Origin of the sequence: Rhodanobacter ginsenosidimutans (assembly GCF_042655685.1) — a bacterium.
Taxonomy (GTDB): domain Bacteria; phylum Pseudomonadota; class Gammaproteobacteria; order Xanthomonadales; family Rhodanobacteraceae; genus Rhodanobacter; species Rhodanobacter ginsenosidimutans.
The window spans coordinates 32,082-46,556 of record NZ_JBHSMM010000005.1; the positions used below are offsets into that span (position 1 = coordinate 32,082).

At 63.2% G+C, this 14,475-nt stretch carries 12 protein-coding genes and 6 tRNA genes; 7 read left to right on the top strand and 11 right to left on the bottom strand.

The window, feature by feature from the left end:
• Positions 1 to 80: 80 nt before the first annotated feature.
• Positions 81 to 1,835: a cation:proton antiporter gene (locus ACFPK0_RS14610; RefSeq protein ID WP_377341804.1), complete on the bottom strand. Its 1,755-nt coding sequence runs from the start codon at positions 1,833 to 1,835 to the stop codon at positions 81 to 83.
• Between the two features lie 177 nt (positions 1,836 to 2,012).
• Between ACFPK0_RS14610 and ACFPK0_RS14615 the strand changes: the two genes are divergently transcribed.
• From ACFPK0_RS14615 to ACFPK0_RS14625, 3 genes are all read left to right on the top strand, one after another.
• Positions 2,013 to 2,088, top strand: a tRNA-Ala gene (locus ACFPK0_RS14615).
• 9 nt (positions 2,089 to 2,097) lie between these two features.
• Positions 2,098 to 2,173, top strand: a tRNA-Glu gene (locus ACFPK0_RS14620).
• 45 nt (positions 2,174 to 2,218) lie between these two features.
• Positions 2,219 to 2,295 (top strand) — tRNA-Asp (locus tag ACFPK0_RS14625).
• A gap of 71 nt (positions 2,296 to 2,366) precedes the next feature.
• Here ACFPK0_RS14625 and ACFPK0_RS14630 read toward each other — a convergent pair.
• Entirely contained in the window at positions 2,367 to 2,843 is a 477-nt protein-coding gene (locus ACFPK0_RS14630) for a DUF1249 domain-containing protein (protein WP_056078550.1), read from the bottom strand.
• A 37-nt stretch (positions 2,844 to 2,880) separates the two neighbouring features.
• A complete protein-coding gene (ppsR, locus tag ACFPK0_RS14635) occupies positions 2,881 to 3,696 on the bottom strand; it encodes a posphoenolpyruvate synthetase regulatory kinase/phosphorylase PpsR (RefSeq protein WP_056078546.1) in 816 nt (271 codons plus the stop codon).
• 226 nt (positions 3,697 to 3,922) lie between these two features.
• On the opposite strand from ppsR, the gene ppsA reads away from it, so the two are divergent.
• The gene (gene ppsA / locus ACFPK0_RS14640) at positions 3,923 to 6,295 is read left to right on the top strand and encodes a phosphoenolpyruvate synthase (RefSeq protein ID WP_377341807.1); all 2,373 of its coding nucleotides are present in this window, start codon (positions 3,923 to 3,925) and stop codon (positions 6,293 to 6,295) included.
• Positions 6,296 to 6,807: 512 nt separating this feature from the next.
• On the opposite strand, the gene ACFPK0_RS14645 is transcribed toward ppsA, so the two are convergent.
• Positions 6,808 to 6,898, bottom strand: a tRNA-Ser gene (locus ACFPK0_RS14645).
• 111 nt (positions 6,899 to 7,009) lie between these two features.
• Here ACFPK0_RS14645 and ACFPK0_RS14650 point away from each other — a divergent pair.
• A complete protein-coding gene (locus ACFPK0_RS14650; RefSeq protein ID WP_056603145.1) occupies positions 7,010 to 7,711 on the top strand; it encodes a PP2C family protein-serine/threonine phosphatase in 702 nt (233 codons plus the stop codon).
• Positions 7,712 to 7,715: 4 nt separating this feature from the next.
• On the opposite strand, the gene dnaQ is transcribed toward ACFPK0_RS14650, so the two are convergent.
• From dnaQ to ACFPK0_RS14665, 3 genes are read right to left on the bottom strand one after another with little or no spacing between them, the layout of a single operon-like run.
• Positions 7,716 to 8,447, bottom strand: coding sequence for a DNA polymerase III subunit epsilon (dnaQ, locus tag ACFPK0_RS14655; RefSeq protein ID WP_377341809.1), 732 nt, complete (start codon positions 8,445 to 8,447; stop codon positions 7,716 to 7,718).
• Positions 8,444 to 8,887, bottom strand: a complete 444-nt coding sequence (gene rnhA / locus ACFPK0_RS14660; protein WP_056605065.1) for a ribonuclease HI — start codon at positions 8,885 to 8,887, stop codon at positions 8,444 to 8,446. Before rnhA ends, dnaQ begins: the two co-directional genes overlap by 4 nt.
• A gap of 22 nt (positions 8,888 to 8,909) precedes the next feature.
• Complete coding sequence (locus ACFPK0_RS14665; RefSeq protein WP_377341813.1) at positions 8,910 to 9,596, bottom strand: class I SAM-dependent methyltransferase; 687 nt, start codon at positions 9,594 to 9,596, stop codon at positions 8,910 to 8,912.
• Between the two features lie 202 nt (positions 9,597 to 9,798).
• Between ACFPK0_RS14665 and gloB the strand changes: the two genes are divergently transcribed.
• Together gloB and ACFPK0_RS14675 are read left to right on the top strand one after the other, a co-directional pair.
• On the top strand, positions 9,799 to 10,563 hold the full coding sequence (gene gloB / locus ACFPK0_RS14670; protein WP_377341815.1) for a hydroxyacylglutathione hydrolase: 765 nt from the start codon (positions 9,799 to 9,801) through the stop codon (positions 10,561 to 10,563).
• Between the two features lie 194 nt (positions 10,564 to 10,757).
• Positions 10,758 to 11,756, top strand: a complete 999-nt coding sequence (locus ACFPK0_RS14675) for a transglycosylase SLT domain-containing protein (protein ID WP_377341980.1) — start codon at positions 10,758 to 10,760, stop codon at positions 11,754 to 11,756.
• A 163-nt stretch (positions 11,757 to 11,919) separates the two neighbouring features.
• On the opposite strand, the gene ACFPK0_RS14680 is transcribed toward ACFPK0_RS14675, so the two are convergent.
• From ACFPK0_RS14680 to ACFPK0_RS14695, 4 genes are all read right to left on the bottom strand, one after another.
• Positions 11,920 to 13,857, bottom strand: coding sequence for a SurA N-terminal domain-containing protein (locus tag ACFPK0_RS14680; RefSeq protein WP_377341817.1), 1,938 nt, complete (start codon positions 13,855 to 13,857; stop codon positions 11,920 to 11,922).
• A gap of 140 nt (positions 13,858 to 13,997) precedes the next feature.
• Positions 13,998 to 14,074 (bottom strand) — tRNA-Asp (locus ACFPK0_RS14685).
• 7 nt (positions 14,075 to 14,081) lie between these two features.
• Positions 14,082 to 14,156, bottom strand: a tRNA-Val gene (locus ACFPK0_RS14690).
• A gap of 19 nt (positions 14,157 to 14,175) precedes the next feature.
• On the bottom strand, positions 14,176 to 14,448 hold the full coding sequence (locus ACFPK0_RS14695) for an HU family DNA-binding protein (RefSeq protein ID WP_007082749.1): 273 nt from the start codon (positions 14,446 to 14,448) through the stop codon (positions 14,176 to 14,178).
• Positions 14,449 to 14,475 lie beyond the last annotated feature (27 nt).

The window sequence follows — 14,475 nt, forward strand, 5'->3', positions numbered from 1 at the left end:
TGCAAACGTCCGACCTTCGGCAACGGTAAAGGTTCATTCGGCATGACACCGATTTCACATGCCGCCGACCGCCACCACGGTCAGGGTGTGTGTTCCGGCTTGTCGAGCGTGTCCTTCAGCGCCGCCTGCAGGCGCGCGTGCATTTGCACCAGGTTGCGCCACATCACCACCGCCAGCACCACACCCAGCAGAGCCAGGGACAGCGCCACTCCACGCGGCGGCAGGATGGTCGAACCCAACGCACTGACCAGCACCCCCAGCGCCAGCAAAGTCACCAGCGGAATGATCCGCGCCAGCACGTTGCGCATCGGCTGAGTATAGGCTCCAGTAAAGCGCTCGCTGATGCCGATTTCCGCCAGCAGCATGCCCAGCGCCTCGGCCTTGCGGTACACCGCGATCAGCATCGGCAGCGACAGGAACAATGCCGTCGCCCAAATCAGTGTGTGGCGCAATTCGCGCCCGATTCCGACCATCGAGAACCACGTCCAGTTATGCGCATTGACGTAGGCACCCAGCATGAAAAGCGTGACCACCAGCAGCACGTTGATGCCGATATGCCACAACAACCGGCGAAAGATCGCCGCCAGCGCCGCGTTCTCATTGACCGGCTTCAGGTTGGCCAGCCAGCCGCTGTAACTGGTGGCGAGCAACCGCGCCGAGCGTGGCGTTATCCGGGTCAGTCCGTTGGCGAGTTTGTCGGCCGAACGGTTCAGATAGGGCGAGACCGCCATGCACACCACCGACACCGCCACGGCGATCGGATAGATGAAGTCGCTGATCACGCCCAGCGACAAACCCAACGTGGCGATCACAAAGGAGAACTCGCCGATCTGCGCCATCCCCAGGCCGGCGCGCAGCGAGGTACGCGCATCGTGACCGACGGCGAAAATGCCCACGCTGCAGGCCAGCGTCTTGCCCAGGATCACCGCGCCGGCGATCAACAGCGCGGGCACGACGTAATGCAGCAACATCGCCGGGTCGATCTTCAGACCGATGGCCACGAAGAACAGCGCCGCGAACATGTCGCGCAACGGCTCGACCAGATGCATCACGCGGGCGACGCTGCGCGATTCCGCCACGATGGCACCCGCCAGAAACGCGCCCAGGGCCACGCTGAAACCCATCCACGCCGCCAGCAGGCTGGCACCGAAACAGATGCCCAGCACGCTGACCAGCAAGGTTTCGTCACGACCGAAACCGGCCACGTAATCCACCAGCCGCGGCAGCAACAGCAGCCCCAGGATCATGCCCACGATCACGAACAGGCCAAGGTGGCCAATCAGCGTAAACGCCGCTTCCGCCTGCACCGAGCCACCGATGGCTACGGCCGTCAGCAGGGTCAGCATGATGATCGCCAGCATGTCCTCTGCCACCAGCAAGCCCACCACCAACTGCGCAAACGGGTGGTGCCGCTGCCCACCCTCGGAAAGCATGCGGGTGGCCACCATCGTCGATGACAACGAGATGATTGCGCCCAGGAACAGCGAGTCCATGCCCTTCCAGCCAAACAACTCACCGATGCCGAAGCCGATCCACAGCATCAACCCGACCTCGGCCACCGCGACCACCAGCACGCCCACGCCCACCTGGCGCAACTTGCGCACGCTGAACTCCAGCCCCAGGGTGAACATCAGCAACACGACACCGAGGTTGGAAATGTCTTCGATCGCTCGCGGGTCCGCCACCAGCACACCCGGGGTATGCGGGCCGATCAGCACGCCGGCGAGGATGTAGCCCAGCAATACAGGCTGCCGCAGACGCTGGAACAGGATCGTGGTGGCACCGGCCACGATCATCACCATGGCCAGGTCGCGGATGAAACCGATTTCGTGCATGCCTTCTCTTCAACGCCGCGGGATTTCCCAGCTTAAACGAACACCCGCTCACTATTCGTTCGCGAAAGCACAAGCCGGAGGGCCGAGTTGCCGAATGCAGTTCGCGTGCTTCACCGATGTGAAAAAAATGCTTGACGGATATGACACTCGGACCTATTCTTCCGGGCTTCCAGCGGCGGGGCCATAGCTCAGCTGGGAGAGCGCCTGCATGGCATGCAGGAGGTCGGCGGTTCGATCCCGCCTGGCTCCACCAACTTGAATTGTCCCCATCGTCTAGAGGCCTAGGACACCACCCTTTCACGGTGGCGACCGGGGTTCGAATCCCCGTGGGGACGCCAAGTTGGCTCGCAACGCTGGAACGTACACGCTGTAAAACAAAATGTGGAGCGGTAGTTCAGTTGGTTAGAATGCTGGCCTGTCACGCCGGAGGTCGCGGGTTCGAGTCCCGTCCGCTCCGCCACTACACAACGGAAAACCCGCCTTGCGCGGGTTTTTTGTTGCGCGCGATTCGTGTGTGCGACCGTTTCGCACTCAGCCGATCGTATCCGCCGGATCGCGCTCCAGCGTACCGGTCGAATGCCCCTGCTCCGCCAGGTATTCCAGCCAGCGCGACAGGAAGCCGTTCATGCGCAGGCGATGCTGGAACACCGTATGCGCCGGCGCGAACGGACCCAGCACCTGCCACAGGTGTCGCCCGGGATGGCAATGCATCGCTTCGGCCACGTGCGCGTCGGTATACATGCGCAGCTGCGCCGATGGCGAACGCTGGCCGGTATGGGCGTCAACGAAATCGTAGGTGAGCTCAAGCTCCAGCGTATACGGATGGCACTCCTGCACATGGAGATGCACGTTCAATCCGTCATCCACGTTGGACAGGTAGCGGCCGGGCTCAAGTTGCTGCGGCGCGAACAGCCGCGTCAGCCGATGGTAATTTTCCGCATAAAGCCCCATCAGGAAGCCAAAGCGCCCCGGCAACAAGTTGGTTCGGCTGTCCAGTACGGCACTCATCGTTGTCACGAAACTCCTGCGTTCAAAACCCTTGCGTTCAAAACATGGTCCGCTCGATACCGAAGCGGGAAAAGATCTTGCTGGCGATTTCCTCGATCGACACGTGCGTGGTGTTGAGGCTGGGGATACCGGCCTGGCGCATCAGCCGGGCCGCCTGGTCCAGCTCCCAGCGGCATTGCTTCAAAGTCGCATATTTGCTGCCCGGACTGCGCTGCTCGCGGATCTGCGCCAACCGCGCCGGCTCGATCGTGAGGCCGAACAGCCGCGACTTGTAAGGACGCAGCAGCGCCGGCAATTCCAGCCGGTCCAGATCCTCCTCGGTCAACGGATAGTTGGCGGCACTGACACCATAGTGCAAGGCCATGTAGAGGCAGGTGGGCGTCTTGCCGGAACGCGACACGCCAATCAGGACCAGATCCGCATCGGCATAGTTCACGTCGATGCCGTCATCGTGCGACAGCGCATAGTTGGTCGCGTTGATGCGCGCCTCGTATTTGCCGTAGTCCACCATGCCGTGCGCGCGGTTGACCGCGCCGGAGCGCTTGGCGCCCAGCTCGTCCTCCAGCGGCCCGATGAACGGCGCAAACACATCCATCATCAACGCCCCGCTGGCCGCGACGATGTCGCACAAGGCCGGCTCGGCCATCGTGTTGATCACGATCGGTCGCTGCCCGCTCTGCGCGTAATGGGTCTTGATCCGCACGGCGGCGGCCTCGGCCTTTTGCGCGTCATCCACGAACGACAGGCGATGCTTGTCGAACGTGACGCCCTCGAATTGGGTCAGGATGCTGTTGCCGATCGTCTCCGCGGTAATACCAGTGGAGTCGGATATGAAGAAAACCGTGCGTTGCATGCCTGCTCCCGGTTGGTCATGACCGTTATTACGACGCCAAAAGTTTCGAGTAAATCATTGTACTTACTGCATCAAGGCTGACTGGTATGCAGTTGGAGTGGGGATCAACGGCAATGGTCTTCTTGTGCTGTACACGACCGGCAGCGGACAATACCACTCCTTTGCCGACCGTTCTGGTCAGTTTGCACCCTTCCCGTTGTCACACGAAAGCCTTCAGGAGATCCCCTTGAACGATCTGGTGCTTTGGCTCGATGCGCTGCGCATGACCGACCTTGGCAAGGTAGGCGGCAAGAATGCCTCACTTGGCGAAATGATCGGCAACCTGTCCCGATTGGGCGTGTCGGTGCCGGGCGGTTTCGCCACCACCGCCGAGGCCTTCCAGCAGTATCTGGAGAAAAGCGGCCTGGCGAAACGAATTCAGGATCGACTGACCTCGCTGGATGTCGATGACGTCGACGCGCTGGTGGTTGCCGGCAAGGAAATCCGCCAATGGATCGTGGACACCGCCCTGCCCGCCGAACTCGAGCAGGCAATCCGCGACGCGTACGCCACGCTGTGCAAGGACGCCAGCGCCAGCGACATCGCCGTGGCGGTACGTTCATCGGCCACCGCAGAGGATCTTCCGGACGCCTCGTTCGCCGGCCAGCAGGAAACCTTCCTCAACGTGGCCGGCATCAACGACGTACTGCACACGGTGAAGGAAGTCTTCGCCTCGCTGTACAACGATCGCGCCATCGCCTATCGCGTGCACCAGGGTTTCAAGCACGAGGAGGTGTTCCTCTCCGCTGGCGTGCAGTTGATGGTGCGTTCGGACGTGGGTGCGTCCGGGGTGTTGTTTACGCTGGACACTGAGTCGGGCTTCCGCGACGTGGTGTTTGTCACCGGCAGTTATGGCCTTGGCGAAATGGTCGTGCAGGGCGCGGTGAATCCGGACGAGTTCTACGTCTTCAAGCCGACGTTGAACGCCGGCAAGCCGGCCATCCTGCGCCGCAACCTCGGCGCCAAGCAATTGCGCATGGTCTATTCCGATGCGGCCGACGAACGTGTGCGCACGGAAGACACGCCTGCCGAACTGCGCAACCGGTTCTGCATCAGCGACGAGGACGTGCAGGAGCTGGCGCGGCAGGCGCTGATCATCGAGAAACACTATGACCGCCCGATGGACATCGAATGGGCGAAGGACGGCCACACCGGCAAGATCTACATCGTGCAGGCGCGGCCGGAAACCGTGAAATCACGCTCCCACGCCACCCAGCTCGAGCGCTTCCACCTGAGCGCAAAAGGCAAGGTCCTGGCCGAGGGCCGATCGATCGGCCAGAAGATCGGCGCCGGCAAGGCCCGCGTTGTGCGTTCGCTGTCCGACATGAACAAGGTGCAGCCCGGTGACGTGCTGATTGCCGACATGACCGATCCCGACTGGGAGCCGGTGATGAAGCGCGCGTCGGCCATCGTCACCAATCGCGGCGGCCGCACCTGCCATGCGGCGATCATCGCCCGCGAGCTGGGCGTGCCGGCCGTTGTCGGCACCGGCAACGCGCTGGAGCTGATCCCCGATGGCGCCGACGTCACCGTGTCCTGCGCCGAGGGCGACACCGGCACGATCTACGAGGGCATCCTGAAGTTCGAGCGCATCACGGCGGATCTGGGCGACATGCCCGAGGCGCCGCTGAAGATCATGATGAACGTGGCCAACCCCGAGCGCGCCTTCGATTTCGGCATGCTGCCCAACGCCGGCATCGGCCTGGCCCGCCTGGAAATGATCATCGCCAGTCACATCGGCGTGCATCCGAAGGCGCTGTTGGAATATGCCAAGCAGGACGCCGAGACGAAAGCCAAGATCGACGAGCGCATCGCCGGTTATGCCGGTCCGGTCGAATTCTATGTCGACCGCTTGGCCGAAGGCATCGCCACCATCGCCGCCTCGGTCCATCCCAAGCCAGTGATCGTGCGGTTGTCCGATTTCAAGTCGAACGAATATGCGGGGCTGATCGGCGGCACGCGCTATGAGCCGCACGAAGAGAACCCGATGATCGGCTTCCGCGGCGCCAGCCGCTACGTCGACCCCAGCTTCGCCGACGCTTTCGCGCTGGAGTGCAAGGCGGTGAAGCGCGTGCGTGAAACGATGGGGTTGGACAATGTGTGGGTGATGATCCCGTTCGTGCGCACGTTGGGTGAGGGCCGCAAGGTGATCGAGGTGCTGAAGCGCAATGGACTGGTCCAGTGCGAGCACGGCCTGAAGGTCATCATGATGTGCGAAGTGCCCTCCAACGCGCTGCTCGCCGATGAATTCCTCGACATCTTCGATGGCTTCTCGATCGGCTCCAACGACCTTACCCAGCTCACCCTTGGCCTCGACCGCGATTCCAGCATCGTCGCCAGCCTGTTCGACGAACGCGACCCGGCGGTAAAGAAACTGCTGGCGATGGCGATCAAGACTGCCCGCGCCAAGGGCAAGTACATCGGCATCTGCGGCCAGGGACCCAGCGATCACCCGGATCTCGCCGAGTGGCTGATGGAACAGGGGATCGAGTCGCTGTCGCTAAACCCGGATACGGTGGTGGATACCTGGTTGCGGCTGGCGAAGAAGAAGGCGGGTTGAGTCTAGCCTTAGGCCTAGAAATCCGTTCGTCCTGAGCGTAGCGCAGCGGAGTCGAAGGACGTGCGTGGCTGGCGGAGAGGGAGGGATTGTTTGGCCCATCCATGGGCCAAACCCCTCCGCACTTCGCGCTGCGGGGCCAGCCTTCGGCTGTCCAAATTCGCTCCAGACAAATTCGTCGACTGCCTAGGCAGGACGCCAGAGCGAACATCGGCGCAGCCGATGGCCCGAAGGGTGAGGCCCAGGATGGGCCGAATAACCGGGAGGGTTCGTCCACACCTCCCTCTCCGCCAGAAACGCAAAAGGCCCCGGGGAGTGCGCAGCGCGATTTGCATGACGTCCGCGGGGATTGTTCGACCCATCCATGGGTCGAACCCTTCCGCGCTGTGCGCTCCAGGGCCAGCCTGCGGCTGTCCAAATTCGCTCCCGGCGAATTTGTCGAACCGGGAGGGTTCGTCCACACCTCCCTCTCCGCCAGAAACGCAAAAGGCCCCGAACGGGGCCTTTTGCGTTTCTGGCGGAGAGGGAGGGATTCGAACCCTCGGTAGGCTATTCACCTACGCCTGATTTCGAGTCAGGTACATTCGACCACTCTGCCACCTCTCCAGTGGGGCGCATGGTGGCTCATGCGAGCCGGGAATCATACGCGAGCCCATCTGCCGTGACAACACACCGCGCTTGCGGCATGCTGCGACGGCTCGCCCCCATTGAACGGCCATGATCGAATTCGGACACGCTACCCACGTCGGCCTGCGCCGCACGCGCAACGAGGACACGTATTACGCCGACGCCTCGTCGGGCCTGTTTCTGGTAGCCGATGGCATGGGTGGGCACCAGCACGGTGAGGTGGCTTCGGCGCTGGTGCGCGATGCCGTGGTCGACCTGGTCACGCGCGGGCATGGGCTCATCGAAGCCGTGCAAGGTGCCGGCGAACGATTGCTGGCGCTTACGCGTGGCAATGGCGATCGACTCCCCATGGGCACCACCATTGCCGCGTTGCGGATCATCGGCGACAGCTACGAAGTTGCCTGGGTGGGCGACAGCCGCATCTATCTATGGCAACAGGGTTTGCGCCAGATCAGCCATGACCACTCGCTGGTACAGGCGCTGGTGGAAGCGGGCCAACTGGATCCTGCGCAGGCCTCGCAACATCCGCAGCGCAATGTGTTGACCCAGGCGCTGGGTGTGACGGCGGCGGATCAGCTGCACATCGGCATGAATCGCGGCACCGCCCTTCCCGGCATGGGCTTTCTGCTGTGCAGCGACGGGCTCACCGAGGATGTCACCGACGCGGCCATCGGCCGGCTGGTGGCGCGCACGGACCTGGCCGCGCAGGAATGCGTCGATCAACTGCTGCTTGGCGCGCTGGACGGCGGTGGCAGCGACAACATCACCGCGATCCTCGCGCGCATCAGTTGATGCCTTACTCGACGGTTTCGGCCTGCGGCGACGCAAGCCGGCGCCACAGGCTGCCGTCGGCTGCACTCTTGTCCAGTGCGGCAAGCCGGTTCTGGTGCGCTTCCACTTCCTCCGCTGAGGCACGGAGCACGCGCGGTCGCTCCTGCAGTGACAATGGCACAGCCACCGTTGTGCTGCGCGTATCGGCTTCGTCCTCGAAACCCAGATCGAACGCGACCTGACCCGAGGTCATGGCCAGATAGACGTCGGCCAGCAACTGCGCGTCGATCAGGCCACCGTGCAGATCGCGACGCGAGTTGTCCACGCCCAGCCGTTTGCACAAGGCATCGAGGTTGTTGCGTTGGCCGGGAAAGAGCTCCCGCGCCATCTTCAGTGTATCGAGCACGGCGCAGCGGTCGCCTACCCGCCCGGCCTGCTCGCCCAGGCGCGCCAGTTCCGCATCGAGAAAGCCGATATCGAAACTGGCGTTGTGGATGACCAGTTCGGCGCCATCGATAAACGCCAGGAATTCCTCGGCCACGTCCTCGAAGTGCGGCTTGTCCAGCAAGAACGCGTCTTCGATGCCGGTGACCATGCGCGCACCTTCATCAATGGCGCGGTCAGGGTTGAGGTAAGTCTGGTAATAACGGCCGGTGAGCCGGCGCTCGACCATCTCCACGCAGGCAATTTCCACCAGCCGGTGGCCCTGGCGCACTTCCAGGCCGGTGGTTTCGGTATCGAGAACGACCTGCCTCATGCGCTTACCCGCAGCAACTCGGCCTGCTCGCGCGCCGCCTGATCCACCCGTTCATTCTCGACGTGGCCGTTATGCCCACGTACCCACTTCCAGCGCACCTGGTGCGATGCCGCGGCCGCCGACAGGCGCTGCCACAGATCCTGGTTCTTCACCGGCTTCTTGTCCGCAGTGCGCCAGCCATTGGCCACCCACTTCGGCATCCACTGTTCGATGCCCTGCATCACGTAGCGCGAATCGGTGGTGAGCACGACCTGACAGGGGCGCTTCAGTGCCTCCAGCGCGCCGATCGCCGCCATCAGCTCCATGCGGTTGTTGGTGGTGGCCGGATCGCCGCCGGCAATCATGCGTTCGCTGCCTTTCGCCCTCAACAGTGCCGCCCAGCCACCGGGGCCTGGATTGCCCAGGCAGGCGCCGTCCGTAAATGCTTCCACTTCGCTCATCATGGCTCGCTATGAATTGAAATCACGAAACCGCACTGCGTCGCGTGCCGGGTGAAAGCCTTCCACTGGCAACGTGCAGTCGGGTTGGAGCGGGGAGTATGCGCAATGGCGTCGCCCTGCGACACCTTTTCCGCGCCATCATCACGTAGCCACCGCCGCAGGGGTTGAACGATGCCGCATGTCCGGACGCGTCACTGGGCCACGGCCCACCCACCCGCCGCGTCCATTCGATTTCCAGCCCGTGGCGTTCAAGCCGCCTGCCGAGTTGGCCCGGAAACCGCAGTATCCGCGTGCCACCGGATCGCCAATAGAACCAGGGCGCCCAGCCGCTCACGGGGTGCACCCCGGTCACCACCAGCACGCCGCCCGGTGCCAGTACGCGCATGGCTTCGCCCAGCAGGATCGAGGGTTCAGCCACGACCTCAAGGGCATGGCGCAGCAACACCACATCGAAGGCTTCATCCAGAAAGGGCAACGGTGCGTCGATCGCGGCGCACACATCGCCGCGATAACCGCCCGCGGCGATCCACATCCGGGTCCAGCCGCCGATCATCGGCAATGAGGGAACCGCGACATCGCCGGAAGCACCCAGCGACAACGCGCACGCGCCGGCACTGCGCTGGATATCCGGCAACATCGCGCGCGTCTGCTCATCGGCCAGCTGCCGCAAAGGCGCGCTGCTGTAGATCCGGTAATCGCGATGAAGCATGCGTACGTCCTGACTCATCTATCCGGGAAGTGTAGCTGCTGCCAACCATGCCGGCGGCGGAGGCCGTGGGCGCAACTGAACGGTAGAAACCATTTAACACAAGGCTAACGAGATGCCGGCGCCGCCCCCTTATAGTCGGGCGTTTCCCGCCTCGGAAGGCTGCACGTCGGTTTCCGGATCACCCAACGCTGTGGAGTTCATCGTGCACCTGATCCCCCTACCGGCGCTTTCCGACAACTACATTTGGCTTCTGCACGACGACACAGGCGACGCCATCGTGGTGGATCCGGGCGAGGCACAGGTGGTCGAAGACGCGCTGGTCGCGAACGGTCTGCAGTTGCGCGCGATCCTGCTGACGCATCATCACCTGGACCACATCGGCGGTGCCGCGGCGTTGGCATCGCAACATGACGTGCCCGTCTACGCCCCCGACGACGGGCGCATCACCGCGACCACGCATCCCGTCGCGGACGGCCAGCGCATTGAGCTCGCGGCGCCCCGTGTTGAATTCGACACCATCGCCATTCCCGGCCACACCTTGAGCCACGTCGCCTACGTCGGCGCGGGCATCGTGTTCTGTGGCGACACCTTGTTCAGTCTCGGATGCGGCCGCCTGTTCGAGGGCACGCCCGCACAAATGCTGGCATCCCTGGACCACTTGTCGACGCTGCCGGAAGACACCCTGGTTTGTTGCGGCCACGAATACACCCAGGCCAACGGACGTTTCGCGCATGCGGTTGAACCGGCCAATGCCGCCCTCACGGCCCGATGCCAGGAAGTGGACCAGTTACGGGCGCAGGGGTTACCCACCGTGCCGGTCTCGCTTGCCAGCGAGCTGGCCACAAATCCCTTCCTGCGGGTGGATAGCGACGACGTATCGAGTTGGTGCGAACATCATGACGGCCGCGGCGACCGCGTTGCCCGCTTCGCCGCGTTGCGCCACGCCAAGAACACGTTCGCCGCATGAGTCGGCGGCTACTACCGCTCACGCTCACGCTGACGCTGGTGCTGACAGCCTGCGCCACCGGCCCTTCGCAGAAGACCCGTCACCCGGTGGTAACCACGCCGGTTGCCACCGATCGCAGCCGCCTGCTCCCGCCATCGGAAACCACGCCACAAGCGCCGATCGATGTATGGCAACAACTGCGCAGCCGTTTCGAGATGGCCGATTGCGCGGCCGATCCGACGATCACCGCCTGGGCCCGTACCTACACGCGCCATCCGAAGCAGTTCGAAAGCCAATTGAGCGCGGTACTGCCACGCCTGATCTATGTGCAACAGGTCGCCGACCAGTACAACGTCGCCGGGGAGTTCGTGCTGCTGCCGTGGGTGGAGAGTCATTTCCAGCCCGTGCCGGGGCGGCACCGGAATCGGGCTGCCGGCATGTGGCAGATCATGCCGGCCACGGCGGGCGCCATGGGCCTGCGCGTGGACGACAACTACGACGGACGCCTGGACGTACCCGCGGCAACGCACGCGGTCATGAAAGAATTGCAGCGATACCACCGGCGATTCGACGATTGGCGGCTCGCCGACTATGCGTTCAACGCGGGCGAATTCGCGGTGCGCAAGCTGGTGAAGAAACACGGCGCACCCACCGAACTGCCAGCCATACCCGAGCTGCCGGTTCGTCGCGGGACTCGTGAACACCTCTCCAAACTGCTGGCCATTGCCTGCGTCGTGCGTGAACCGGCGCGATTCGGCGTGACCCTGCCGGCGCTGCCACCCGAACGGCAGCTGGTCAAGGTGCCGGTCGATCAATCCTTGTCGATCACGGACGCGGCCAGCCACGCGGGGATGTCGGTCGATCGCTTCAAGCACCTCAATGCGGCATTCCGCAGCGACAGCATCGATGCCCAGGCGGCGTCCTACCTGGTGTTGCCTGCGAAGCACGTACGACAGTTTCGCACCGCACTGGTCAACGAGGCCTCCACCGCAGACGCGGATCGTGAACCAGCCGCATCGCTTTCGCCGGGTAGCGCAGGCACCAGCCAGCCATCGGCCGCGTCACCGCGCCACCACACCGTCCGTCCCGGCGACAGCCTCTGGGGCATTGCCCGCCACTATTCGGTCAGCGTCGACCAACTGCAGAGCTGGAACCACCTGCGCGGACATTCGATCAAGCCCGGCCTGGTGCTGAAAGTGGGCAGCGCCCACTGAGTGGACGATCCGTAGCGTGGCTGGCCGAACGCGCAAGCCACCTCGACGGCGACCGGTACGCTCGCCAATAAACGACACCACGAAAAAGGCGGCCCATGGCCGCCTTTTCTTTTTCAACTTTGTCCACTGCCCGCCTGGCCTCGCGGCAAGGCTGCGGATCAGATTACAGGCGTTCCTTGTTGATCTTGATCTCGGTCCGCGACCGCAAAATCTCGATCAGTTCGCTCGTCGCTTCGGCACCGTAGGCCTGCGCCATCTGCTGCCGCAGCGATTCACGCTGGTCGGCTGTCACGTCGGACAGATCGCCGGGCTGCACCTTGTCCACCGCGAGCAAAGCGTAGACGCCCTTGTCCATATCGACCGAGGCGTACTGCGGCTTGCCATCGACCGGATGCGGCAAGAGGAACGCGCGGTCACGGACCGATGGCGGCAGATCCGCCTGGACGCGCAGCGCATTCTTGACGGTGGTCACATCGAGCTTCGAGGAAGCGGCTACGTCGTCCATCGAATCGCCCTTCTGCAAGCGGGCCAGCAACGCCTGCGCCTGCGTCTTCGCTTCAGCGGCGACACGTTCATCGATGATGCGATCGTGTACGTCGTCGCGCACATCGGCCAACGCCCGCGGCGTCGCCGGCAAATGTTTGTCGACGTGGATCACCACCGAGTGGTCGCCACCCAGATCGATCAAACCCGAATTATTGCCCTGGGCCAGCACGTCATCCGAGAACGCAGCGGCGACAACCTTGGGGTTGGCTGCGATGCCTTCACCACCCGTGCGGGAAAACAGGGGCGTTTCCTTGATCGGCAGCTTCAGGGCCTCGGAAGCAGGCTCCAGCGAGGACGGGTTCTGATACGTGTTGTCGGAAAGCTTGCCCGCCACTTCGTTGTACAACCGATCCTTGTCCGCCGCCGTCGCCTCCTTCACCAGCGTGTCGCGCACTTCCTCGAAAGGCTTGGCGTCTCCGCTGCGAACATCACGCAGCCAGATGATGTGGTAACCCTCTGGCGACAACACGGGCTTGGATATCTGGCCCTTGGTCATGGCGAGCATGGCCGACTCGAACGCCGGATTGGTCACACCCCGCTCCAACCAGCCCAGGTCGCCGCCCTGGCGCTTGGAGCCCAGGTCCTGCGAGTCCTTGCGGGCCAGCTCGGCAAAATCCTCGGGAGTCGCGTGGGCGGCAATATCGTTGGCCTTGGCCAGGGCGGCCTTTTGCTGCTCAGGCGTGGCGTTGGCGGGCACGTCGATGAGGATGTGCGAAACCAGGCGTTGCTCCGGCTGCACGAAGCGCTGCTTCTCATCGGCGTAGCGCTTGCGCAGTTCCTCGTCGCTGGGCGCCGATGCCGACGCGAGATCCGCACCGTTCACTTCGATGTATTTCACCGAAACACGCTCGGGGTCCGTGTAGTCGGCCAGATGCGCCTTGTAGTAGGCATCGATCTGCTCGTCAGTCACCTTGGTGTCGGAAATCGTCGGACGCGGCAACAGGAAATAGCGGACATCGCGACGCTGCATGCGCAGCGCCAGGAAACGTTCGGCGTCGGCCGCGGGAATGATGGTGCTGGCATCGATGGCGCGTGGGAGCAACTGGACGGCCAGATCGGAGCGAACCTCGGCCTCGAACATTTCGGGCGTCTTGCGCTGGCTGGCCAGCACCGCGCTGTAGGACGTCGGGTCGAAATGACCATCGACCTGGAACGCAGGGATCGATGCGATGTAATCACGCACGGCCTGGTCGGACACCCGCAGCCCGAAATCATCGTTGGCCTTGAGCAGCAACTGCTGATCGATCATCGAATTCAGCACGCGCAGTTTCATTTCCGGCTTTTCGAAAATGCTGGTATCGAACTGGTCGCCCTGCTCCGCGTTGGCGCGCTGCCGCAACTGGTTCAGCCGATCCTGCATGTCGTTCTGGCTGATCTCATGTTTGCCGACCTTTGCCACCGACATGTCGCTGCTGGACGTCAGGTAGCCTTCCATGCCGAAAAACGACATGGCGAAAACGGAAATGCCCAGAAGGATGATGGCTGGCCATCCATGCATTTTGTTACGCATTGCCTGCAGCATTGGAATCTTCCCGCAACGTGGTTGTAGGCGCATGAAGCGCGATGCGAACACCAGGCTACCCCCGCATGCGATGCCACAAGAACATCGATCACACGCCGCCTGATGATCAGCCTCGCCTTGACGAAGCCTTGTGCCAAAAAACAAGGGCGCCACACGGGCGCCCTTGTGAACTGTGGCGGAGCGGACGGGACTCGAACCCGCGACCTCCGGCGTGACAGGCCAGCATTCTAACCAGCTGAACTACCGCTCCGCATTTCTGGTGGGTGCTGTAGGGATCGAACCTACGACCACCGCCTTGTAAGGGCGACGCTCTACCGCTGAGCTAAGCACCCGGAACCAAGCGTCAGCCGCTTAGTTTAGGGCATCCTTCAGGGTCTTGCCAGCCTTGAACGCCGGCACTTTGGACGCCTGGATCTGGATCATTTCGTTGGTCCGCGGGTTGCGACCCGTACGGGCAGCACGCGCGCGCACGGTGAAAGTACCGAATCCGACGACAGAAACGTCTTCGCCGCTCTTGAGCGTCTTCTGCACGGTCTCGAAGAACGCTTCGAGCGCGCGGGTTGCATCGGCCTTGGTCAGTTCGGCCTTTTCGGCGATGGCGTTGATCAGATCGGTTTTATTCATTGAGAAGCTCCTAGTTTTCGACCGGCG